Genomic DNA, 23,210 nt, shown 5'->3' with positions numbered 1-23,210 from the left:
TTACAGTTTTCTATGATCAATGTTGCGGCTGTGCCGCAACGAGACTTTTGTGCCAGTTGCGTAAGTCCTGTTGATAATTACGTTAGGAGCTTTAGGGCTAGGGGCATTGGCTGGATATCTTCATTATGTGTTGATTCCAGCCCTTGTGGTAATGGTAGTGGTCACTATAATCTCTTACCTGCGCTACCGTCGCCGCAGTCGTTGAATGGTTTTGCTTCCGCCTCTTTGATTATTGTTGAATTTTTAAAGGATAGTTCTTACTAGGGGTGAGATCAGCGAGACTGTCATTTAAACAACATTGTCTTGTGCCAGAGAACATGAAGAACTTGGATCGCCAATTTCTATCTGGAGGGTGGTGTGTTCAATGCCGAAATGGTCATGAAGCTCTTTAGAAATCTGAAAGAGAAAATCATCACCAGGATGACCAGAGGGTATGACGAGATGGGCGGTTAGAGCTATCTCTGTCGTACTCATTGCCCAGATATGCAAGTCATGAACTTGCACCACACTAGGGCGCTCCGCTAGATACATTTGCACAGCTTGTGGCTCAATAGAGTCTGGCACGGCATCCAATGCCAAATTCACAGAATCTTTCAACAATTGCCAAGTGCCAACTACTACCACTACCACAATAATTAAACTCACAACAGGGTCAAACCACAGCCAGCCTGTATAAACAATGGCAATGCCAGCTAATACAACCCCCAAAGAAACGCCAGCATCAGCCGCCATATGCAGAAATGCTCCCCTCAGGTTTAAGTCCTGCTGGCGACCCGACAGGAACATTAATGCAGTAACCGTGTTAATAATAATTCCGACCACGGCAACGCCGATAACTATACCCCCCGATACTGAGCTAGGTTCGTTAAAGCGGCGGAGCGCTTCCCAAGCGATCGCACCCATTGCTAAGAGAAGAACGAGCGCGTTAATAAGAGATGCCAAGATTGAAGAACGACGCAATCCGTAAGTATAGCGCCCGGTGGGAGGACGGCGAGTAAGGACACTTGCTCCCCAAGCAAGTAGCAATCCCAACACATCACTTAGATTGTGACCTGCATCGGCAATGAGGGCAACAGAGTGTCCCAAATAGCCATAAACTGCTTCAACAATCACAAACCCCATATTGAGAACAATACCAATTATAAAGGCGCGATTATAGTTACCAGTTCCGTGTTCGTGTCCGTGATGCCCCTGACTGTGGTTATGTGCCATTGCTTAATCCTCACTCCTCCTTAGTTCTAAATAGCCGCATTCCATTTGCCGTAACCAACAAAGAAGTTCCTGTATCTGCCAAGACAGCAACAGCTAACCCGACAAACCCAAACGTCGCCAAAAGTAGAAATAATGCCTTTGTCACCAAGGAAAAGACTACATTCTGTTGAATCACAGATACAGTGCGGCGGCTTAAATTTACTGCATAGGCAAGTCGTCTCAAGTCACTTCCTACCAACACGACATCTGCCGTCTCTATGGCAATATCAATTCCACCCACAGCAAAGCTAACATCTGCCGCAGCCAGGGCTGGTGCATCATTAATGCCATCTCCAACCATACCTACAACCCCATCCCGACGCAGCTTTTGAATCGCTTGCAGCTTATCTTCTGGCAACAATTCTGCGTAATATTCGTTAATGTTAACCTGTTGACCAATCTGTTTTGCAACAGCAGCGCGATCGCCCGTCAGCATCACTAATCTTTTCAACCCGACTCGTTTCAGACTTCGCACTGCCTCAGAAGCCTCTAATCGTAATCCATCTGCTAGGGCAACAGCACCCAACAATCCTGTCTCATTTCCCACCAGCACAGGGGTTTGACCAAAATTTTCAATCTCCACCAATTTTGATTCAGCATCTACTGATAAAAGAATACCCCGGTCAGCAAACAAACGCCGATTACCGACCAAGTAAAGTGAATCACCAATTTTTGCCTCAATTCCTTTACCAGGTAGCGCCGTAAACTTGGATGGAGTCTGTAACTCTATTGATTTCGATTTAGCAGCTTGGACAATTGCTTTCCCTAAAGGATGTTCCGACTGCTGTTCCAAACTAGCAGCCACCTGAAACACCATATCTGCATTCACCTTGCCAAAATCATAAACCTTCTGTACTACGGGTAGCCCTTGCGTAATTGTACCAGTTTTATCAAAGGCAAGCGTCGTAAGATGTCCGGCTTTCTCCAGTGCATCACCTCCTTTGAACAAAACACCTTTGCGAGTCGCAGCACCAATAGCGCTGACAATCGAAACCGGGGTAGAAATCACTAAGGCACAAGGACAGGCGATTACCAACATAACCAGCGCCCGATAGAACCAGACGTTAAAAGGTTGAGCAAATGCCAAAGGTGGAATCAGGGTAATAGCGATCGCTATCAAAATCACAATTGGGGTGTAAACTTCTGCAAACTTATCCACCCACTGCTGAGAAGGAGCGCGGCTTCCTTGGGCTTGTTCCACCAGATTGATAATTTTGGCAACGCTGGTATCGTTCGTCGTGTGGGTAACTTTAACTTCTAAAAAACCTGATTGATTCAACGTCCCAGCATAGACAGTATCGCCAGCAGCTTTATCTTCTGGGATTGATTCTCCCGTAATTGGAGATTGGTCAATGGCACTTGTCCCAGAAACGACTACACCATCCAATGCCACGCGCTGTCCCGGTCGAATCGTCAGAATTTCCCCAACTTGAACACTTTCAACGGTTACAGTAACTTCTTTATTTCCCCGTTTGACGGTAGCAGTCGGTGGAGTCAAATCCATCAGGGCGCGGATAGCATTGCGCGTGCGACCAAAGGTGAAAACTTGCAGTGTTGTACCTAAAGAGAACAAAAACAGAACAAGTGTTCCTTCAAACCAGTCTCCTAAAATCACTGCCCCAATCACCGAAATGGTCATCAGCAGATTCATATCGGCGCGGCGCAAGCGCAATTCAAACAAACCTGCCCGTGCTATAGGATAGCCAGCAATGACAATGCCGACACCATAAAAACCCCGTGCTATCCAGACAGGTAACGCTAAATGTTGAGCGATTAAGCCCAAAATCAACCCCATTCCCGCTAAAATTACGCTTTGTCCCCGGCGGTTGCTAATCCAGAATTTCCAGTTTGTGGTCGCCGAATTTTGAGAGGGCTTGGAGACTGGATGAGCGTGATTATGGTTATGATCATGATTCTGGCAATCGTCGTTGTGGGTGTGACGCTGGGAACCTGCCTCAAAACTCTCCCCAACCGTATAGCCCAGACTCTTAATTCTGCTAGCGATCGCTGTCTCACTCACAACAGTTGGGTCATAAAACAGTTGCAATCGTTCAAGAGCAAAGTTAACCGATACATCCCTTACCCCTGCCATCTGCTGCAAGCCGACCTCAATCGTCTTAGCACAACTGCCGCAATCCATTCCGTTAACTTTCACTTGTAGGCTTTTAGCAGAAGCTACTTCGACGTGTTTGTGGTCATGGTTGTGGTTTTGGTCGCCATTACAGGAATTGGTGTGATTGTGGGGCTTGACCTCACTACTCTGTTCAACCGTATAACCTAGAGTGCGAACACGGTCATAAATTGCCTTTTCATTAACCTCTTGCGGGTCGTAAGATACCTGCATTCTTTCAGTGGCAAAGCTGACCGATGCCGACAAAACCCCTGTGATTTGCTGCAAGCCAACCTCAACTGTTTTGGCACAACTGCCACAGTCCATGCCCCCGATTTGTGCCTGTATCTTTTTAGTGGAAGCCACTTCAACATGGTTGTGGTCGATGTCACAGCATTGAGTGTGATTATGCGGCTTTACTTCACTGCTTATTTTAACCGTATAACCCAAAGCAGTTATGCGATTTCTAATTTCAGCTTCGCTCAAAAGAGCCGAGTCATAGGATATTTTGACTTTTGCAGTTGTAAAACTCACCGAAGCTTCCATCACACCGCGTAATGAAAGTAAGCTGGCTTCAATGGTTTTGGCACAGCTACCGAAATCCATGCCATCAACTTGTAAAAGTTGACTTTTGACGGAAGGGGTTTGAGTCATGGCAGCTTTAAAGAAAAGATTACAAAGTTAACTGCCAATATTCTAATACAACAATTGAACAACTATTCAATTGTACAATGGTTATCATTTTAGGTACAATTGAAATTGATAACCATTGTCTACGCAGGACGCTATGAATAAGCCCAAGGGAAAGCAAAACTCCGACGAGATCCAAAATTCTGATGCGCCAAACTGTGACACTCATCTGGTGCATTTAAATAATGTGCGCTCAACTCAAGCACAAATTCTGCCAACTCCCAAAGCACAGCAGATAGCAGAAATCTTTGGGGTGCTGGCAGATCCAAACCGCTTACGTCTCCTATCAGCTTTAGCTGAACAAGAGTTGTGTGTTTGCGATTTAGCCGCAGTGACAAAAATGACGGAATCAGCCGTTTGCCATCAACTGCGATTATTAAAAGCGATGCGTTTGGTCAACTATCGCCGCGAAGGTCGCAACGTCTATTACAGCTTGGCTGACAGTCACATCGTTAATCTATATCGGTCTGTAGAAGAACATTTGTCCGAGTCAAATGATTAGATTTTTACTTAAAATTTAAAAAGAATTCGCCTATCTCAAATAAGCCAGCTCAGATGAAGTTAAGTAAGGACTTCAGTATTTCTTTCAATTAAGCAACCCTTAGTTATAAATATTATTTACGAAATTCAGACTTTTTCAGGTTGAAGTCTCTCTAATCCAACCTTAGGAAAATTTTCCTCTCTAGTTTAAGGTGATCGCTATAGGTTGGCAGCGGTGTATAACTAAAAAATATGCCCCCACCCCCCATATCTCTTAAAATTTTGCTATACAAGCATTGTAAATGCTATGCTCTCGGATAAATCGAAAGTTTTATGCTCTTTAGCAGTTTAAGAAACCCTGTATTTGCTAGACTTTACGCTGCTCAAACCACAAGTCTGTTAGGTGATGCCCTCACCTGGGTTGGTCTAGCCCTATTAGCCTTTGAATTAGCTGGCGAAAAATCCGCAATTGTACTTAGTACTGCTTTCACGCTGCGTGTTACAGCGTTCGTATTGCTCTCACCGCTAGCGGGAGCGATCGCAGATCGCTTTGACCGCAAGCGCATCATGGTCATAACCCATTTGGCGCGAATGTTGATTGTTGGACTGCTCCCGTTTGTGACAGCAGTCTGGCAAATCTACGTTCTCATTTTCGCCCTCAATATCTTCAATGCCTTCTTTACACCAACGTATAAGGCGACCATCCCCCTGGTAACAGGGGAGAATGATTACAGCCACGCGATCGCCCTTTCTAGCGCCACGTATCAATTGCTAGCGGTACTTGGTCCCGGTCTTGCAGGAGCAGTTGCGGCTTTTATCGGGGCAAGGCAGGTTTTTTTCTTAGACGCTTTTAGCTTCGTAGTTGCTGCTATTTTAATCCTCACCCTACCAGGTCAGCTTAGAGTCAATTCAAGCCAGCAGCCAAATCGGACACCGGGCAGGACATGGCAGGATATTAAAGAAGGGACGACTCGTTTATTTGCCTCAGCGCCGATTCGCTACGCTCTGGCAATGCAGTTAGTCGCGTCAATCGTTGGCGCACAAATTTTGGTCAATACTGTCGGTTACGTCCAGGGAACACTCAAACTAGGGAACGCTCAGTACGGGTGGGTTATGGCGGCTTTTGGCATCGGTGCGACCCTCTCTGCTGTGGTGGTTGGAGCTTTGGATAGACGCTTAAGACGTACAACTTTTGTACTGATGGGGGCTATTATCATCACTCTTGCGCTATTGCCTGCGTCCAAATCAGGTTTAGCGCTGCTTATGATTCTTTGGGCGATCGCAGGGGCGGGGCAAACTATGGTGGATTTACCTACGCAAACCTTAATTGCCGATCGCATTCCCCGTGATGCCCAAGGACGGGTTTACGGCGCACACTTCGCCTGGAGTCACTTGTGGTGGGCAATTTCCTATCCCTTAGCTGGGTGGTTAGGAAGCAAATTTCCTGAAGGTGAATTCCTATATGGCAGTTTGGTTGGTTTAGCACTGCTAGTTGTGGTACAACTTACCCTAAAGCCCTCAGAAGATGAATATGAACATGTCCATGAAAATATGTGGCACGAACACTCACATGTCCACGATGAACATCATCAGCACAACTATCACCAAGGAATACTAGAATCCGAACCACATGCACATCCTCATCAACATAAATTGATGCGCCACTCTCACCCCTACTCTGTTGATATTCACCACCCTACAAGATAGCGTATTAACTAATGATGAAAATAGTTAAAAAACAAGTGGCAATTGGGACTTAACACATTTTATACACACTTGTCAAACACAAAGTTGATCGTATATCTTGTTGCAATCAAGCGGCAAAATGTCTTTTGATTGAGCGATTACTCAAATTAACTATGAGAGGTCAAAAATGACTGCTTTTTCTCCTACTTCAGTGTTGCAGAAGACCGCAGGTGTTACCCTATCCAAGCCTGTACAGGTAACGCTTTATATGCTGTTATCTTCTCTGATTATCTGGACTATGTTGTTTTCCACTTATCCAGCGGCTCACAACACAGCACACTCAGCGCGTCACCACACTTTAGGCGTTGCGTGTCACTAAATTGTCAGAATTCCCAGATGTTTTAGGTAGATTAGGTAATGCTTTGACACCTGACAAAGTAATGGCGCTCTTTTCGCACTAATGCCTTTGCTGGGAAAGAATTTTAGACGATGTAGAAATGTTTTGTTTCCCATCTCTACATTGCCTAACTTTAATTTCATATCATGCCTAATTTATTACTAATTCTTTGACTAGAATTCCTCCACTCCTGATAAACAGGACTTACGCACTCTTTCACGTATGGGACAAACCGCAGAGAAGCCGCTTTCTCCGTGCGGGGGTTCCCCCCCGTTGTAAAGCCCTGCGGGCACACTGCGTGAACGCGTAGCGTCTCCGCATCTGAGAGACGTCTGGCGCGACGCAGAGTTCACGGAGGAATAAGGAAGAGACAGAATTTTTGCGTAAGTCCTAATAAATAAAAGCTGAATTAATTAAGTTTCACTTACCGCTATCAAGATACCAGTCACTAAAAATATAGGTTTCTACACTTAGAGTTAAGTTTTATGAAAAAATATCGACTGTTTGGGATGATTGGCACTGTTTGCATCGCGTTGTCAATTCTTTACTCCTTTGTAGGGTTTTCCCAAACTCCTGCACCCAGAGTGCAACTCTCTACCAACCCACCTCTAGAACGTATTCTCCCCTTTGAAACAGGAACAGAAAAACCACAATCTCCCGTTACCCTAACACTACAAGCTATTGATGCTATGGGTAAACCATTAGAAAATGCCAAAATTCGCTTACAAATTCTGACACCGCCGCCAACTCCTTGGTTAGCAACAGATTTTCCCTTTGTTGAGGGTACAAAATTGCTGGAAATGGATGCGGCTGCACCTGATGGAAAGTTAGAAATTCAGCAGATATTACCCATTCGTGGCAATTACCAACTGCAAGTGAATGTGTCACCCTTGGTTACAAATGCTTTTGCTCCATATCAGCAAACTTTGAATCTGAATGTCCGCGAAAATCCAGTCAAATATAAATATACTGCTGTTGTCGTAGCTATTTTATTGTCAGTTGGATTATTGGGTGGTTGGGTTATTGGCGGACAAGAACAACTGCGACAAGGAGAAATTGCGCCGCAGTCAGTGCGTCTATTGTTAAGTGCGTTGACGGTGGTAGCTATAGTCACCCTATTGTTTATTAACATTAGTGCAGAAGTCGCAGAGGCTCACGGCAGCAAACACAATAATAGTGATGAAGTGATTGCACCATCAGCGCAAAAATCGCAGGGGGTGGAAGTCCGGATTGAGGGTGATAAAAATGCGACTGTAGGAAAACTTGCGAACTTAGCGTTACAGGTCAAGGATACCGCAACAGGACAACCCATTAAAGATGTAGCTTTGCAAGTAAAGGCGATCGCTCTTGAAGATAATTTAACAGTCTTTGCCTACAAAGGAATCCCCGACCAACAGGGTAAGTTAATCTGGCAGGAACAATTTTTTGATGGCTCACCCCACAAAGTCGAGGTAGAAGCAACTCCCAACCCTGGATCTAACCGTCAATTTTCACCTGTAAAAGTGGCACAGTCAGTTGAAGTTGAAGGAATCGCACCACCAATTTATATCCGGTTCATTGGTTTATTCTACTTTACAGCCATTGTCGGCATTGGCATGGCAATTGGATTGCTAATACAGCAACGAAGAAAACCACTTTCAAGGACAAATTAGTAGCATTAGTGCATGAGCGTGGTCGCACGTCCCTAGTAAAGCCTCTTTAGCTCCACGCTCTCTAGACGTTATCAACAACCTCTGGTAAAATCCCCATTACTATTTCTATTTACTGAGATATCAACTATATTTATATAGAAATTACTCAGTAATAATTTAAAGGTGTGAGTAGTCACAGACTTTTTTGAATAAAATGAACAAATTTCTCCTCACTTTATTTTCCAGCCCCGTACTGTTTGCGTCTGTGATCTCTATGGTCATGATGACCCAACCATCTCAGGCAAATCAGACAGTGGATGCAGTAGGCAACCGTCTTTCTTGCATACAATCCCCCCACTCAGCAACAAAGAAAATGGTCTGCATCCGGGTTAGCAATACTATTGCTTCTGCATCTACACCAGGAGTAAAACCAACCCAAGTTCAACCAAATGAGGATAGAGTCATAGAGTTTACCGCTCCTCAAGCTCAACTAGAGCAGAGTGGATCTGTAAAGTTAGCCTATGCCCCTGTTCAAGAGCTTCCTGAATTAGAATTCACTGATGAAGAGAGTGAAACTTCCATAAAATTATTCGGCTGCGATTGCCCACCCTGCTTAAATGCTCTACGTCAGATGCGGGGTTTGCCTGGTTTAGCAGGCTAGTATATTGAAAGGGACAGCAGTGCTTAAATTTTAATCTTTTCGGCTTTGAGTTTTGGTTTAAGCACTGTTAAAAGAAGAACGTGTCGGTAAAGATAGTGAGCAGGGCAGCAACTGAGGCAATTTTAGTAATAAATTGGGCGGGAGCTTCTTTGTCAGTAAACATACTGAGTACAAGCGCTGTGAGGGCAAACACACAAATGCCGTTTAAAGCATCCGCCCAAGAGATCCGGAGATAGGGATGATCTACATTTAGATGTATCGTTGACCGATTAAATTCAATACTCCAATTCCAGAGAATAAATGCGACTGCTGTTGTAATGGCAGTTGCAATTTGTGTTCTTTTAGCTGTTTTAATTTTGAGTAGCTTTAACAGCCCGACAACAATTAGCCCATTTAGCACCGACCAGAGAAATATGTAAGGTGTGAGGTAGAAAATAGGAGTTGTCAAAAATTGGATCATACTCAAGGATATTTCAATTTAGTGGTCAAAATTCGCACAGTCAATCAACAACCCATGAGGATGGTTGCATTCGGGTATATCATTATCGCCTACTTGCATTCTCTCCCTTATTTCATCAAACTCATCCTCGATTGCGCGAACGGTGAGTAATATGCTGTAACTTAACCGGATTAACAACTGCAAAGATTGTTTTAATTTCATCACCCCAAAGCTCGAACGATAGAATACTTTGGAGCTTACCATTGGTGTAGTTAACAATTCCAGATTGACCATTTACCCTAGCAATTTGAGATGTGAATCTCGGTAAAAGCTTGCTACACCGAATCGCAATTAAAAAACGAGCCACCTTTAAGTTACCGTGTAATGGTTTTCGAGCAGCTACTACCTCACCACCTCCATCTGCCCAGAAGGTAACATCTTCTGCCATCAGTGCTATTAAACTCTGCATATCTCCTTGATTCCAACTTGCAAGGAATTGTGCAATGATTTCTTGTTTTTGTTGATATGGTACATCACCTTTGTTTTTAGCAAGAGTAAGATGCTGACGAGCGCGATGGACTATTTGACGACAATTTGGGACAGTTTTATTTACAATTTTGCTGATGTCAGTATAATCATAGTCAAATACTTCACGTAGCAAAAAAACCGCTCGTTCTGTAGGTGATAGACACTCAAGCAGGATTAAAAATGCAAATGACAGAGATTCTGCCAATTCTGCATTCTCTATTGGTGATGGTTGTTGACTAATCAATGGTTCTGGCAACCAAGAACCAATATACTGTTCGCGCCGAACATGAGCTAACCGTAGATAGTCAATGCAAAGACGAACGATTAGCTTTGATAAATAGGCTTTGGGGTATTGTACTAATGATTCGGCAGTCTGCCAGCGCAACCAGGCTTCTTGTACGATATCTTCTGCATCAGCGACACTACTGAGCATACGATAAGCGATCGCAAACAACAACGGGCGGTACTGGTTAAAAACTTCTAATCGATTCATTGGCTACCAAGTTGCTGCTAAATCTATCAATTTTGTTTGTGCGGTTTCGATTGCTTGCTGCCGAACCTCATCAGGCATAAATTGGTTTGGTATGGCTATCACTGTTACTGAATCAATGCCAATAAAATTCAAAATAGCTTTTAAATATGGCTCGCAAAAATCCATTTTTGCTAATAGTGTATCGGGAGCATAGTTCGCCGCACTCGGAAGAATCACCAAAGCTTTTTTACCTGTGGCAAGTCCTTGAAATGTTAATTTTGTAGAGTCAAATGTAAAGGTTCGCCCCACACGTACCACATTATCTAGATATGTCTTGAAATTGGATGGTACGCTAAAGTTATACATTGGTACTCCAAGTAATAGATGACTTGCCCACAATAACTCATCAATAAGTTGTTCGGAGTTGGCTAAAACATTAATCATCTCTGACGTTCGAGTTTCTGGGGGTGTGTAATTCGCTATTGTCCACAACTCAATAGGATGAGCAGGGGGATTTATACCAACATCACGTAGTTTATGTTCAGCATCAGGATGAGCAATTTTCCATGCTTGGACAAATTGGCTGCTGAGAATGCGGGAGATGGATTTCTCTAAACGAACACTAGATTGGATTTCCAGTAATCTCATAGAAGTTCTTCATTAAACGAATATCTATTCATATGACGAAGAACTTACCCTCGCTGTGACACATTAGCCTCTAAATTTAAACAAAGCGTGGGATGTTTAATATGCCCAGTTTTCTAGCTTTTATATTGTTGGTAGATTTGCTCAAATTGCTCTGGATTTAGTTTATAATCTGTCGCTTTCTCCTGGCTTTCCGAAGTAAAATCCACTGCCTGCTGACAACAAGCTGTTAGAAATGAGACGAAATCAATCAGGCTGCGGTATTGAACTTGTGTTGACAAAAATGCTTCAGTGATGCCTAAAGGTGGAACTTTTGCACCATTGGCGCAATACACCGTGGACTGCTCGGCATCTAAACGAATCATACAGTACAATTTGCTATTGCGATCGCTCACGATAAAGACTGGCAGTAAATCAAGGAGACACTTACCCAGCTTGAGATGACGATGCCCTGCCAAGGCATAATCTAGAGGCAGGAATTTAGCAGTAATTAGATGCTGCCCATAGTTTAAGTGTAGTTCGTTCTCTCGACCCGATAATTCACCGTGCCATTTATCTTTCTGCCTCAGCAATTTTTCTATTAAATTCATTTTGCTGGCTTGGCGAGATAATCCGTTGTGCCATTGATACAGTTGATAAACGTCCTCTGGCAATACCCACGAAAACTTTGCGGTCAACCCATCAATTTCTGCACGAGTCAAACTCGGTTGCAGACTTTGAGCAACTTCGGGTGCTTTATCGTTGAGAGCATTTTCTAAACTTATAAGTAATGCTGTTAATTCTTCCATCCTCGCGTTCTCCTTACAGCCCATAACTCATTGACTTAACTAAGACGGAAGAGGTTGGTTGTTTGTGACACGGCGGTGCGCCAATTCATCAGAAACAGCAGCATAATCACCAAAACAATGATGATGCCTTCGATCAGAGAACTGCTGACATTGTGAATGGCAGTATCAATAAAGTTAGACTGCCGGAATGTCCGTGCCACCTGCACATCGGTCGGAAAGGTTGATTGTAAGGATTGCAGTACTGCTTCTACTGCTTTTGTGACCGTGGGGGTATCGACATCAGGCTGTTTGTTAATCATCATCACGATGTCCGGTTGCCCATTAAAACTAGCGTCCCCCCGCTTCAGTGCCGCACCCGTTTTTACTTCCGCCACATCTTTGAGCAAAATTGGTTTACCATCTTGCACCTTCACCACAGATTGCCGCAAGTCTTCAATTGATTTCACCTGCCCAATGCCGCGCACCAACAGTTCTTGACCGCCGCCAATTAAGAATCGCGCATTTCCTGCTTATTTCTGTTTAATATCAGTATATTCACCTTTAGTTTTAAGGGTAATGGTAATTGTGTTAGATGTCCGGTTTCTCCAAAACCAACCATGTGAACCATCAAAGGCTGCTTCAAATTCCCCTTCTTTGCGTTGCTCAGATCCTTTGCTGTACTGATAATAATCGATGTTTAGTTTTTGAGAGTCGGCATGTAGATCAAAATTGGCTTTGCCGCCATCTGTAGACCAAGTGTATTGCACTTTATTGCCTTTACTCATGTCAAGCTTGATTTCTTTACCTTCATCAGGGGCAAGCGTAACCTGCATTTCATGATTTAAAATAGCTGCACCAGCAGCTGTGGGCTTAGGTGTTGTTGCAGCGTCAGTCTTGATCTCGTCCTGTTTATCCTCGGTATTGGCACCTAAATTCTTGGCTTGATCTGCCGCCTCTTCCTTCGCCAGCGAAACTCTAATCTCGCCCATTTTTTTCAAGCCGATGACATTGCCGATTCCGGTGGGGTCGATGCCGTATTCGGCGGGCATGACGACGGTTATCAGCAATACTCCTGCTGTCGCTGCCGCCAGAATAGTTGATTTGATGAGCTGGTTTGTTGACGGAAGCTCTCTATCTGTGGGTATATTTGACTTGCTCATAACAACTATGTTCTCCGTTGGATTTTAAGATACGAAATAGCCTGTGATCTGGTATCCCATCAGCAGGAATCCCAGCATCATCAAAAAAACATTTGCGGTGTAGGCATGGCGCAGGAAGCTCTTGGATTTTCGCCAATAAGTGATGGCAATCAGAATGACTCCTAGTGCCAAAACCTGCCCGATTTCAACGCCGATATTGAAGAAGATGAGATTGAAAAACAACCCATCGGGTGAAAGCTCGTACTCGAGTATTTTGGTCGCAAGACCGAAACCATGAAACAATCCAAAGATCAGCGTCGCCATTTTCGGATTCGGTTGAAACCCAAACCAGCGTTTGAATGCACCCATATTATCGAGTGCCTTGTAAACAATCGAAAACCCAATAATGGTATCAATAATATAAGCATTGATACCGATTTTGAATAACACGCCAGATAATAATGTAATCACATGACCTATTGCGAACAGGGTTACATAGGTTGTCACATCCTTACGGCGATATAAATAAAAGATGACACCCAATAAAAACAGCAGATGATCGTAGCCTGTCATCATGTGTTTTGCACCCAGATAGATAAAGGGTATGGGTAGCACGCCCGTGCTTTCCTGGATGTAGCCTTTATCGCCGGAAGTTACACCATGTGCGATCGCTTCGGGAATTATCCCAAAATTTGCAGCCAGAACTATTGCAACACCCATCAGGGTAAGGAAACGTTTGTTGTCTTTAAATAGTTGTATAAATTTAATCATATGAAACTCACTAGCACAAAGGATTTCATGATCACTCCTCTCAACGGATACTGGGTTAAACAAAAGTTCTTCCTAGTTTGCCAAAGGACAGATGAAATCCAGGTGAAATGGCAAATGTTTTTGTAAGATCAAGCTCGTGGTTGATTTCCCTGGAGCAATGCGAATTTTACTGGTCGAAGATGAAGCAGATTTGGGACTGGCAATCAAGCAAGTCCTAATTAGTGAGAGATATGTCGTGGATTGGATGCCAGATGGCGCTCAGGCATGGCTCTGCCTTGAAAGCCAGTGGACAGACTACACGGTTGCTATCGTCGATTGGCTGCTTCCCAGACTGTCGGGACTGGAGTTATGTCAGAGGCTGAGATTGCACCAAAATCCTTTACCAGTGCTGATGCTCACTGCTTTGGGTCAGCCTGAAAATCGCGTAGCAGGGCTGGATGCGGGAGCCGATGATTATTTAGTCAAACCCTTTGTGATGGAAGAATTGCTGGCGCGGTTGCGGGCCCTTCAGAGGCGATCGCCTCAACTACAACTGCCTACCTTGACCGTCGCCGGATTTACCCTTGATGCAGCAAACAATGTGCTGCAAGTGAATTCAGACAAATGCACCCCTCTAGTCATTCCCTTAACAACCAAAGAATTTCAGCTGCTCATGTATTTGATGCAAAACCCCAATCGCATCATTCCCGGTAGCAAATTGCGTCATCAACTTTGGGATATGGACGAGGAGCCAATTAGCAATGTGGTTGCGGCTCAAATGCGCCTACTACGTCGGAAGTTAGCAAATCATGGCTGCCCCTGTCCGATTGAAACTGTTCCTGGCGCAGGCTATCGCTTTAACTCCCAACTTCATTCTCAGCCATGAATAGCTACTCACTTTTTCGGCGCAGTCGTCTACGGTTAGCCCTCTGGTATGCCGGAGTCATGGGCGTGATTTTGAGTATTTCTGGTTTTGGTATGTATCGAGCAATGGTACAGTCAAACTGGACAGCAATGAAGCGCGAAATTGAGTCAATCGCCGGAACCTTACACAATAGCGTAGAACCGCTGCTGTCTGCTTCTGAAGAGCCGACTGCTGTGCTGCAACAAATGTTTCCCGATCTTTGTTTGAGTGGGCAACCCTGCAATGCTACCCCGACACTGATTCAACAGCACACCATCGGTATCAGCGATCGCACCACATACTATATTCGTCTATTCAATCATCAAGGGAAACTCCTCGCTTTTTCACCCAATCAACCGTCATCTCTGCCTAAAACTCTCAACCGCACACAATGGCAAACCTTTCGCACAGCTAAGGGAATTCGCTATCACCAATTTACCACGATTTTGCATAGTGCCCATACCCATCATCTGGCTAATGAACCCAGCGCCCGTTCATCCTGGGGATATTTCCAAATTGGGCGCACTTTAGAACCTTTTGATGCTGAAATCAGGCGAATTCAATGGATTATGGCGATTGGGTTGCCTATTGCCCTGAGCTTGGTTGCTACCTCCAGTTGGTGGCTCTCAGGATTAGCTATGCAGCCGATTTACCAGTCCTATCAGCAACAGCAACAGTTTACTGCTAATGCTGCTCATGAACTGCGATCGCCCCTTGCTAGCCTCTTGGCAACTGTGGAAGCTATCCTCCGCATACAGCAATCAAATCAGCAAGATATCCAAATGATGCTCCATACTGTTGAGCGGCAGGGGCGAAGGTTGAGCCATTTGATCGCAGACTTACTCTTGTTGACCAGTCTTGAGCAGAATTCATCGCCAAAACCCTTTCAGCCCTGTTGCTTAAATGATTTGGTTAGCGATTTGACCGAAGAATTTTTAGAGCTTGCCACTGCTTCTGATATTCATTTGACCAACCAAATTCCCACTTTTGAGGTTTACGCTCTAGGTAACGAATCGCAACTTTACCGCTTAGTGTCAAACTTAATTGCTAATGCCATCCAGTATACGTCCACAGGAGGATATGTGACCGTGAGCTTAGTCATCTATGATCATACTGCTGTAATTGCGGTGAAAGATACGGGGATTGGGATTGAGCTTGCTGAACAGAATCGAATTTTTGAGCGCTTTTACCGTGTTGATGGCGATCGCTCTCGTAAAACAGGAGGAACGGGGTTAGGGCTGGCTATAGCTGTGGCGATCGCCCAAAAACATCAAGCGAATCTGAAAGTTGAAAGTCAGGTGGGAAAAGGTAGCATTTTTACGCTAGCAGTAAAAATTGTATCGTCTAATACATAGAAAATTAACCAGACATAAATCTCCGAAACTGCGGCTTCCATGTAGGGGTAAATGTACCGAAGTAAGAGATTCATAACTCATAACTTTATTTAATAGGTTGCAGCTTTGTTACCTTGAGTTTAAAAGTCCCAACTCCAGTTTCTCCAAAAGACTGGACACGAATGATATACGTTCCAGTCTCGTTGATGCGGGTAAACAGTAGGGAATTGCTAGTACCGTCGGGGCCATCATCATTTTCTGCCAGTGTCGAGCTATCAGGTGCTAACAATGTAATGATGCTGTCAAAGTTTTCCGAGGATAGATCGACTGCTAGATTATCGCCCTTATTCAACTTCACCGTATAATCACGGGCGAATCCACCCTGACCTGTAGGAATATCTTTGTCTGAGAGCGTATCAGAAAGTTCAGCACTGCCAGTAGATAAAGGAATTGGACTATATAACTTATTTTGAGCTAATGCCGCTTTTGTACTGATGCTAATTGCCAACAAAGTAGCAGGAAGGATGGCTAGTTTTTTTAAACCCGCAGCAAAAGCTTTATTCATACATTTCAAGTAATATTCCCAGAAACAGAGAGTAATTGGTAACTTGAAGTATAAAGTGAACTTCACGGTTAAATCAGCTTACTTTAAGTCCGATTTGTTACTCTGTTTTTTTATCCTTCAGCCTTCATTTTGAGTTATGCTACTTGAGTCACTACTATTGATATTCCTTTTTCCTGTCTTTAGCCTCTTGCTGGTTCCTCCCTGACACCAATCCGAAAAACGACTGCTGCGGCAATTAAAAGTCCTGATATCAAAGCAAACGAAAGACGAAAATCCTCACCGCCTGTCCAACTAATTAATAAACCCGCTAATAACGGACCAGCTGCGTGTCCCACATCAAAGATTGTTCCAAATGTACCCATTGCCGAACCTAAGTTACTTTCACTGCAAAAATCTGCTACCAGTGCTGCGGCTCCTGAAGTGACAATTGCCTCTCCAATGCCGAATACTGCCGCTAAAATCAGCAAAACCGCATAGTTTTGAAACCAGGGTATCAGGGCAAAGGGGATTGCACAGGCAAACATTCCTCGAAATATTAGAGGTAATCGCCCACGACGGTCTGACAACCTGCCCATTAATGGTTTACAAAAGGTTGTCACCAGAATTTGTACGCCCCAAAGCATCCCTGCCTGAAACGCACTGAATCCGCAAATCTTGACAGCATAGATGGGTAAAAAGGCTTCTAAAGCTCCCACTGAAAGGTTTTGCACTCCTTCCATATTGCTGGAAAGCAGCACCCGTCTGTCCATCAAGATTTCCCGGATACCCTTGCGGAATTTCTGATAAACTGCGCCTAGTGTGCGGGTTGCTTCAAGCTTTGGTTCTTCCCATTGGTCTTTTAGTACCAACAAAGCGATCGCCAACGAAGCTGTACCTAAGGCTGCAACCACACCATAATGGTCAGGAGATCGTCTAGCAGTGGTCGGTCCTTCAGGAGCAGGCAAAAGCTTGTTACTGCGATCGCTTGCTGGACTTGACCCCATTCAAGAAGGGCAGATTGTTTTCAAGGATCAGGTTTTGGAGAAGTGGTTTATGCCACGTTATCGAGCCAAGGTTATTTATTTACACCAGCGTCCTGCTCTTTTGGAAGGAACGGTAGAGAGCAACCTTCAGTATGTCTACAAGTTATCAGTTCATCGCGCTCAGGTCTATGACCGAAAACGAATTCTAGACTACTTGGAGCTATTAAGGGACGGGAGGAGGGCGACACCGTAAGCGAAGCGGCGAGCGAGTCTTACGGTGTCGCCGTAGGATGCCCGATCGGGAGCAGTGCGTCTCTTTCTCCTGAAGGGCTGTAGGGCGAACGAGCCTCACAGCCTGCTTTTTGCATCGCCTCAAAACCAAAAAACCCAGTCGGGACGATTGGGCTTTTGATGGGGTTATATTCCCCAAGGGCTATTTATAGAAGTTCTGTATAAGTCGCTGTTCTAATAAGGACTACACCGCCTAGATGGGGAATTCCAGAAACAAGAGTGCCATTGTGCTGTTATCCCTCGCTTTGAAACGGCGATCGCACTCAGTAGAACATAACCGATGATATTCGGGCTTTTTCAATGCAAGATGCTTGAACAGCATGAATATCTCCGATTACATCGTAAAGTGTAGCTTCCCATAATTTAGCAGGTAGCTGATACTTGCTATTCCTTGGACGCAACGCTTTATCTATTACGTATTCTGAGATCCCCCATACTTTCAGTGAACCAAATTCGTTCCACAAATCAGACCGGGAGAAACATCTGGCGGGCGTTCTGCGCCATCGCAGCCCGCTCACCAAGATACTCTTACTGTTAGGCACCGAAATAATTAGACTTAGCAACAATTAATCATATTTGGATTTACAATATTTCTAGCTCTTCGTTAAACACGAATTCGCGCTCGGTAGTAGAAATCCATACTTGATATAATTGCTCGTCATATACTTCTGCTTCAAGTATCGTACCTACTTCCAAAAACTTGTTACCAATGAACTCGGAATTTATAATATGGAATTCTCCTTCTATTTTTAGCTTTGCTTGCTTTAATCTACCGCTAGCTTTAGCTGAATAATAAGCTTGAGATAGTTCTGATGAACTTGTAACCTTTTTTACAAGTTTTTCTATTAACATATTATATTTTTCCTCACCCAGCCTTAACATCAACTTTGATGGGGGACTTTTATAATTTGCTATTTTTTCTTCATTCTCAGCAAGTTGAACTTCAAGTTGTTTTATATAATATGTGATTGCTGATTTTAGACTAATACCATGAATCTCGGCTATTTGCTTGACATGAGCAATAAGTTCAACGTCACGAAAAGGATTAGCTTCCATATTAATTAATGAACATGAATATCTATTATTCAATAAAAGTTTTGTATGAGTCTCAACCTTTTTATTTATACTTTATAATTCTTAATCTTAAAAAAAGAGCGATACTTATAGTTGCATACATAGTGCCACAAAAAATTAAAGCTACAGCAGTTGCGCTGTTGCATCACATGCGCTTAAGTAAGTCGGCACCAATGTGAAGTAAAATGCAATAATTTTCGTAGCATCATAGGCACCGTTAATTGTAATATCAAGCTATTAAATCAAGCAAACCTGACATATCTAAGACTTTTTGTGAGTATGTTTCTGCTTGTTTGGCTACTTCTCCTCGACGAAGTTCATCCAACAAAATATTGTCTAAATTTATTTGCCAACGTGCGAGTTGAACTTGAATGTTTACTAATTCTTCCGCTTGTTCTGGTTCAATTTCTGCTGCTGTCCACTCAATAAACCACTCAGTTTCATCTATTACAACTTCTACACCTTTTTTGAACGCGCTATTACAAAACGAACGAACGCGCGCTAAGTTAGAAGCGATATGTCCTAAACGATGGGGAATGTCTTCGTTTTGGAAACGTGCTTTTTTTTCATCTAAATTCGATTTCATATCCACCAATTAAATCCTCTGTAATTTGTTTTACACGTTCTCTTATTGCATGATCTTGAATAATCATCGAGCGATTGTTTTGACTTGGACGAATATTAATAATCGATTCGTAATCAATCGATTGGTTGAACGGAGTCCAATTAGACCCCCAGATGTCACGCTGCCTACTACCGTCTTCCAGTAACACAGCTTCGCACCAAGCGTGTTTTTCTCCTCCTCCGGCTAATATGCAGCGTTCGATATCAACCACGACTTTGATATAAACCCTCAAAGTTTCCAACATCTGCTCGACCTGTTCCAAAGTCGCACGCTCTCTTATTATAATTATCAATTCTCAACTCCTCTAAGTGCTGACCGTCAACTGCTTCTAAAGCGTGCGGACAAAGCAAACGATAATTTCTCAACTCGCTCCGCAAGGAGTCCCACACCATAATCTTTGATTCGGTGTCGGGAGGAATTGCGGGGGAATTTGGGCGCAACACATAATCTCGTGCTCCGTTTTATTAACAGCACTTTTGATGGGCTGAATTGTCCAAGTCTGTGCCAATTGTGGTCATAGACTGAAACGTTCTTGGTTTTGGCTGTTTGGGTATAACCACCAATCCAGCCGATATAAACTTTTCCTGCTTTTTCAGCTTTAACTAAATCACCAGAACGTAAACCGAATGGTGTGACTGTTCCACCTTTACGCTTTCTATTACCTGGTACATCTTTGACTGGGTTCTCAAAATGGAGTTGACGACGAAACACTCTTAGACGCGCAATAACACGGAATGATGCACTAGTAACGGTTACTTCTCCCAACCAGTGATGCCCACGAGCGTTTGCAGTATGGAATTTCTCGAACCGCATAAAGTTGCTTGCTGCCAGTGCGATTCCATCATGAGCATGAGTCTCAGGAGTTTGTTTCTCCTTATTCTTCTTGTCTTTAGCCAAACCTAGCTGTTGTCTAAGAATCGAAGTCTGCCAGCCTTCCTGCGTGTTGGTTGGTGCAATTTCTGCTAGCCATTGCAGCATTACTTTTTGACCAACCATCACCGGACTAAACCCTTTGTCGCCCTTGGCTTTAATGTACTCATAGGTGATTTGAGTAACTGGGAACAGTTTGATTAACTCCTTGGTGACTCGTAACTCCAATTCCTTGTTGGCTCGAATACTAGGAGGCAATTTATTCTGTTTACGGTTATCAAAACGTTTTTGACGATGCGCTCTTTTATTGAACGCAACTTTGCGGTTTATACGTCTACCGCGCCTAGCGCACCTTAAAATCAGCCTCCCTGACATCTTTTTTGTGACATCTGGAAATGGCAGAATTAAGTGTGCCATGAACAAAGTAAACTTGGTAGATTGAACGCCCACACGTGTAAACTTTTTGCCCGGATCCAATCCCAAAGCAATAGATTGCTGGTTATAGCCAGATGGTTTTACCAATAGCTGAATACAAAAAATATTCAGGTCATTGTGTAAAATCTTGGCTTTACCTTCTTTGAGCCAACGTCTAGCACGACTAGGTTTTGTTGGCATAAGTGGTTTTCCGTCTTTATCTAAAACCGAAACACGAATCATTGGAGATAATCCTTTTCGTGAAAAGTTATAAGTCCCTTAGCCCAACTTGTTCAGCATGTCCTTTCTGCAAGCGCCTACAACCAGTAGGCTTAGAGATAATCCGAACTAGGGAAACATTCGGAAGTCTGTAACAAAACAAGTCTCATAGGCTAGTACAGCATGGCGTAAGTAAAGCACCCATATTATGGGACACTGGAGTTAAGTGAGATAAATTGCTGTAAGAGCGAAAAGGAAGGAGGACGTGGCACGATTAGCTCCAAAATCATTGACTCTAAATGAGTGCGATCGTTCGCATCACGGATAGATTTGCAGGGGCATTACCCATGTGTATGGTGGAAACGTCTTCATTAAAAACTACATCTTTAACCCAATGAAGGCGATTCTCAATTCCCCAATGCCCCCGAATCCCTTGAGCAAAATCAACTGCTGAACGCACTCTTGCTACTGATGTAGTAGGCAACTTGGTGATAGGCTTTTCCCGCACGAGTACCTGTTCTTTCTACTTTAAGCAATGACTTCAAACCAACCCATTCGCGACTAATGCCGTTTAAATCATTGAAAACTTCTACTGTACGTGTTGTCACTCGGTCGCGAGTCCGTTCAGTCGCAATATGCCGACTCGTGGGTCTAGAATGAGTTGTATTGTGTTGGATCTGGCGATATAGATTTTTTTGATTTCTTTTAACAGCGATCGCATAGTCATTGTTTCCATCAGTTATTAACTGACAAGTTTTTTTTGGCAATGCAATGCATCTAAGCTAAAAACGACACCCTCAATATCCAATGCCGAAATTAGATTGTGAACTGTGCTAATTTCGCTACCTTTTTTATTTTCCAATTTGTCCAAACCGAAGACAAGTCCCCTATTCTGTGCAAATACAGAGACTACACTCACAAAATTCTGATATTCGCTTTCATAGTTTTGTAAGGTTCCTTTAATACTTTTACCATCAATCGCACACCACTCAGATGTATTTAAATGAACATAGCTTTGTGCCCAAGTATTGAAAGTTTTGGCAAGATTGTCAAAATCTACTCCCATTAGTATTCGTCGTATCGTTGAGTAGGAAGGCACGCCATGTTTTTGAATTCCAAATTTATCAATCAGTACACGACGATGCCGCTTTACAAAGTCTCCCCATGCACGATACCCCACGTACCCGCTCATTGTTCCCATAATGACAAACAGTAATACCAACCACAGTTGATGTCTTTGTCCATCTTTGACTCGAAAATCTTTAACTTCTCGCAGTTGTTCAATTCCGTTTGCACTCATTGTTTTCATCCCCAAGATGCTTGTCATTTTACACCTTTTAGGGAATGAAACAGCCCTGCTCCTTTAGCAGGGGTAAGATGAATATCTGGGTGACAAGCGAAGCTTTGTTCTATCAGATCCTTTCCCCTTAATGTTGCTTCCACCAATGGATTATTATCTACGTCCAGTAATTGGCGTGCTTTGTCTTGTGCTGAACCACAAACAGCAATAGATTCTTGATCGAGCCGTGCCCCAAGTCGTGCTATGTTACCTGGCTCCGAAATGATCCACCCAATACGCAAACCTGGAGCCCCATAATTCTTGGACATTGAGTTCACAACGAATAGATGCTCCCATTGATCGCTACAGAGAAATGGATGTACGATAGGACTACAATTAAAGACGAAACTATCGTAAACCATATCCATCACCAATGCGATCTTCCGTTCACACGCCAAGCGCACCAGTTGTTCTACAGTATTTGAGGAGCAAATGTCGCCGGTTGGGTTGTGTGGCGTGTTGATATAAATAGCACGAACTGCTGGATGACAATTCCGATGCAGCCAATCAATATCGACTGTGCCATTTGGTGTCGAAAAGTAAGAAATTTGATAGCCAATGTCTAATAACATATTGGCAATATTAGAAAGCAAGGGGGCCTGACACAAAACCACAGAACCTAATTGGTACAAGTCACGAAAAATTAGGGACAAACCATATAATGCACCATTTGTGACCAATACATGAGGATGTTGCAACGACATCCCATATTGCTGATTCTCGCGTCTACAAATAGCATTTATCAAATCGGGTTGCCCTTGACAGGGTGCATATTTACCGATTGATGATGTTGTGAATGGCGCAAGTGTGTCAAAAGGTGAAATCGGCCAGTGAGGGACATTTTCTACAATTGAAGTAAACTCTCTCTCTGGATGCCGATATATGTACTGAAAACGCTGCTGAAAAAATGTGTATGGACTATTTGGATCGGTAATCCGTTTCATTTCTTAACTGTGAGTTGGTTGAT

General features: G+C 43.5%; 29 protein-coding genes. 9 read left to right on the top strand and 20 right to left on the bottom strand.

Annotated elements, in window-relative coordinates:
- The coding region (locus TOL9009_RS50695) for a hypothetical protein (protein ID WP_260675829.1) at positions 1-264 on the top strand (264 nt) is incomplete at its 5' end.
- 24 nt (positions 265-288) lie between these two features.
- On the opposite strand, the gene TOL9009_RS0103900 is transcribed toward TOL9009_RS50695, so the two are convergent.
- A complete protein-coding gene (locus TOL9009_RS0103900; protein ID WP_029631308.1) occupies positions 289-1,212 on the bottom strand; it encodes a cation diffusion facilitator family transporter in 924 nt (307 codons plus the stop codon).
- Between the two features lie 10 nt (positions 1,213-1,222).
- On the bottom strand, positions 1,223-4,015 hold the full coding sequence (locus tag TOL9009_RS0103895; protein ID WP_084763102.1) for a heavy metal translocating P-type ATPase: 2,793 nt from the start codon (positions 4,013-4,015) through the stop codon (positions 1,223-1,225).
- A 133-nt stretch (positions 4,016-4,148) separates the two neighbouring features.
- On the opposite strand from TOL9009_RS0103895, the gene TOL9009_RS0103890 reads away from it, so the two are divergent.
- From TOL9009_RS0103890 to TOL9009_RS0103875, 5 genes are all read left to right on the top strand, one after another.
- Complete coding sequence (locus TOL9009_RS0103890; protein WP_029631304.1) at positions 4,149-4,553, top strand: ArsR/SmtB family transcription factor; 405 nt, start codon at positions 4,149-4,151, stop codon at positions 4,551-4,553.
- Between the two features lie 311 nt (positions 4,554-4,864).
- Positions 4,865-6,238, top strand: coding sequence for an MFS transporter (locus TOL9009_RS0103885; protein WP_038295931.1), 1,374 nt, complete (start codon positions 4,865-4,867; stop codon positions 6,236-6,238).
- A gap of 166 nt (positions 6,239-6,404) precedes the next feature.
- Positions 6,405-6,596: a CbtB domain-containing protein gene (locus tag TOL9009_RS42980; RefSeq protein ID WP_072022087.1), complete on the top strand. Its 192-nt coding sequence runs from the start codon at positions 6,405-6,407 to the stop codon at positions 6,594-6,596.
- 503 nt (positions 6,597-7,099) lie between these two features.
- The gene (locus TOL9009_RS0103880; RefSeq protein ID WP_029631300.1) at positions 7,100-8,266 is read left to right on the top strand and encodes a hypothetical protein; all 1,167 of its coding nucleotides are present in this window, start codon (positions 7,100-7,102) and stop codon (positions 8,264-8,266) included.
- A 193-nt stretch (positions 8,267-8,459) separates the two neighbouring features.
- Positions 8,460-8,906, top strand: coding sequence for a hypothetical protein (locus TOL9009_RS0103875; RefSeq protein ID WP_051502782.1), 447 nt, complete (start codon positions 8,460-8,462; stop codon positions 8,904-8,906).
- A 67-nt stretch (positions 8,907-8,973) separates the two neighbouring features.
- Here the strand turns inward: TOL9009_RS0103875 and TOL9009_RS0103870 are convergent, their stop codons facing one another.
- The 7 genes from TOL9009_RS0103870 to TOL9009_RS0103840 form a co-directional block, all read right to left on the bottom strand.
- Entirely contained in the window at positions 8,974-9,372 is a 399-nt protein-coding gene (locus TOL9009_RS0103870) for a hypothetical protein (RefSeq protein WP_144238142.1), read from the bottom strand.
- A gap of 115 nt (positions 9,373-9,487) precedes the next feature.
- A complete protein-coding gene (locus TOL9009_RS0103865) occupies positions 9,488-10,366 on the bottom strand; it encodes an RNA polymerase sigma-70 factor (protein WP_029631294.1) in 879 nt (292 codons plus the stop codon).
- A 3-nt stretch (positions 10,367-10,369) separates the two neighbouring features.
- On the bottom strand, positions 10,370-10,993 hold the full coding sequence (locus TOL9009_RS0103860; protein ID WP_029631292.1) for an FMN-dependent NADH-azoreductase: 624 nt from the start codon (positions 10,991-10,993) through the stop codon (positions 10,370-10,372).
- A gap of 113 nt (positions 10,994-11,106) precedes the next feature.
- Positions 11,107-11,778: an SMI1/KNR4 family protein gene (locus tag TOL9009_RS0103855; protein WP_029631291.1), complete on the bottom strand. Its 672-nt coding sequence runs from the start codon at positions 11,776-11,778 to the stop codon at positions 11,107-11,109.
- 35 nt (positions 11,779-11,813) lie between these two features.
- Entirely contained in the window at positions 11,814-12,266 is a 453-nt protein-coding gene (locus TOL9009_RS0103850) for an efflux RND transporter permease subunit (protein ID WP_260675834.1), read from the bottom strand.
- A 21-nt stretch (positions 12,267-12,287) separates the two neighbouring features.
- The gene (locus tag TOL9009_RS0103845) at positions 12,288-12,917 is read right to left on the bottom strand and encodes a hypothetical protein (protein WP_029631287.1); all 630 of its coding nucleotides are present in this window, start codon (positions 12,915-12,917) and stop codon (positions 12,288-12,290) included.
- Positions 12,918-12,941: 24 nt separating this feature from the next.
- The gene (locus TOL9009_RS0103840) at positions 12,942-13,730 is read right to left on the bottom strand and encodes a HupE/UreJ family protein (protein WP_199341277.1); all 789 of its coding nucleotides are present in this window, start codon (positions 13,728-13,730) and stop codon (positions 12,942-12,944) included.
- Positions 13,731-13,824: 94 nt separating this feature from the next.
- Between TOL9009_RS0103840 and rppA the strand changes: the two genes are divergently transcribed.
- Positions 13,825-14,532 (top strand): two-component system response regulator RppA, encoded by a 708-nt coding sequence (gene rppA, locus TOL9009_RS0103830; RefSeq protein WP_029631284.1) that lies wholly within the window; start codon positions 13,825-13,827, stop codon positions 14,530-14,532.
- On the top strand, positions 14,529-15,905 hold the full coding sequence (gene rppB, locus TOL9009_RS0103825) for a two-component system sensor histidine kinase RppB (RefSeq protein WP_029631283.1): 1,377 nt from the start codon (positions 14,529-14,531) through the stop codon (positions 15,903-15,905). Before rppA ends, rppB begins: the two co-directional genes overlap by 4 nt.
- Before the next feature lie 85 nt (positions 15,906-15,990).
- On the opposite strand, the gene TOL9009_RS0103820 is transcribed toward rppB, so the two are convergent.
- Together TOL9009_RS0103820 and TOL9009_RS37930 are read right to left on the bottom strand one after the other, a co-directional pair.
- A complete protein-coding gene (locus tag TOL9009_RS0103820; RefSeq protein ID WP_029631281.1) occupies positions 15,991-16,449 on the bottom strand; it encodes a PPC domain-containing protein in 459 nt (152 codons plus the stop codon).
- Positions 16,450-16,628: 179 nt separating this feature from the next.
- Positions 16,629-17,393 carry an MFS transporter gene (locus tag TOL9009_RS37930; RefSeq protein ID WP_260675828.1) on the bottom strand — a complete coding sequence of 255 codons (765 nt, stop codon included), beginning with the start codon at positions 17,391-17,393 and terminating at the stop codon, positions 16,629-16,631.
- On the opposite strand from TOL9009_RS37930, the gene TOL9009_RS42975 reads away from it, so the two are divergent.
- Positions 17,368-17,664: an ATP-binding cassette domain-containing protein gene (locus TOL9009_RS42975; RefSeq protein ID WP_072022086.1), complete on the top strand. Its 297-nt coding sequence runs from the start codon at positions 17,368-17,370 to the stop codon at positions 17,662-17,664. The genes TOL9009_RS37930 and TOL9009_RS42975 overlap by 26 nt on opposite strands.
- A 231-nt stretch (positions 17,665-17,895) precedes the next feature.
- On the opposite strand, the gene TOL9009_RS48810 is transcribed toward TOL9009_RS42975, so the two are convergent.
- From TOL9009_RS48810 to TOL9009_RS37915, 9 genes are all read right to left on the bottom strand, one after another.
- Positions 17,896-18,024 carry a hypothetical protein gene (locus tag TOL9009_RS48810; protein ID WP_260675827.1) on the bottom strand — a complete coding sequence of 43 codons (129 nt, stop codon included), beginning with the start codon at positions 18,022-18,024 and terminating at the stop codon, positions 17,896-17,898.
- A gap of 260 nt (positions 18,025-18,284) precedes the next feature.
- Positions 18,285-18,758, bottom strand: a complete 474-nt coding sequence (locus TOL9009_RS0103810; protein ID WP_029631279.1) for a hypothetical protein — start codon at positions 18,756-18,758, stop codon at positions 18,285-18,287.
- A 247-nt stretch (positions 18,759-19,005) separates the two neighbouring features.
- Complete coding sequence (locus TOL9009_RS0103805; RefSeq protein WP_029631278.1) at positions 19,006-19,368, bottom strand: hypothetical protein; 363 nt, start codon at positions 19,366-19,368, stop codon at positions 19,006-19,008.
- Positions 19,343-19,693 (bottom strand): DUF5674 family protein, encoded by a 351-nt coding sequence (locus TOL9009_RS0103800; protein WP_029631276.1) that lies wholly within the window; start codon positions 19,691-19,693, stop codon positions 19,343-19,345. The genes TOL9009_RS0103805 and TOL9009_RS0103800 overlap by 26 nt, the downstream gene beginning before the upstream one ends.
- 26 nt (positions 19,694-19,719) lie before the next feature.
- Positions 19,720-20,928, bottom strand: a complete 1,209-nt coding sequence (locus TOL9009_RS37925; protein WP_084763098.1) for an RRXRR domain-containing protein — start codon at positions 20,926-20,928, stop codon at positions 19,720-19,722.
- Positions 20,929-21,199: 271 nt separating this feature from the next.
- On the bottom strand, positions 21,200-21,364 hold the full coding sequence (locus TOL9009_RS45080) for a transposase (RefSeq protein WP_144238141.1): 165 nt from the start codon (positions 21,362-21,364) through the stop codon (positions 21,200-21,202).
- Positions 21,348-21,671: a hypothetical protein gene (locus TOL9009_RS48805; protein WP_051502781.1), complete on the bottom strand. Its 324-nt coding sequence runs from the start codon at positions 21,669-21,671 to the stop codon at positions 21,348-21,350. The genes TOL9009_RS45080 and TOL9009_RS48805 overlap by 17 nt, the downstream gene beginning before the upstream one ends.
- Positions 21,647-22,204, bottom strand: a complete 558-nt coding sequence (locus tag TOL9009_RS0103785) for an ISAs1 family transposase (protein WP_029631274.1) — start codon at positions 22,202-22,204, stop codon at positions 21,647-21,649. Before TOL9009_RS0103785 ends, TOL9009_RS48805 begins: the two co-directional genes overlap by 25 nt.
- Before the next feature lie 23 nt (positions 22,205-22,227).
- Complete coding sequence (locus TOL9009_RS37915; RefSeq protein ID WP_051502780.1) at positions 22,228-23,187, bottom strand: aminotransferase class I/II-fold pyridoxal phosphate-dependent enzyme; 960 nt, start codon at positions 23,185-23,187, stop codon at positions 22,228-22,230.
- Positions 23,188-23,210 lie beyond the last annotated feature (23 nt).

Origin of the sequence: [Scytonema hofmanni] UTEX 2349, from assembly GCF_000582685.1 — a bacterium.
Lineage (GTDB): Bacteria > Cyanobacteriota > Cyanobacteriia > Cyanobacteriales > Nostocaceae > Hassallia > Hassallia hofmanni.
Note: the sequence above shows the minus strand (reverse complement) of the source record. Positions and strands in the feature narration are given on the sequence as shown.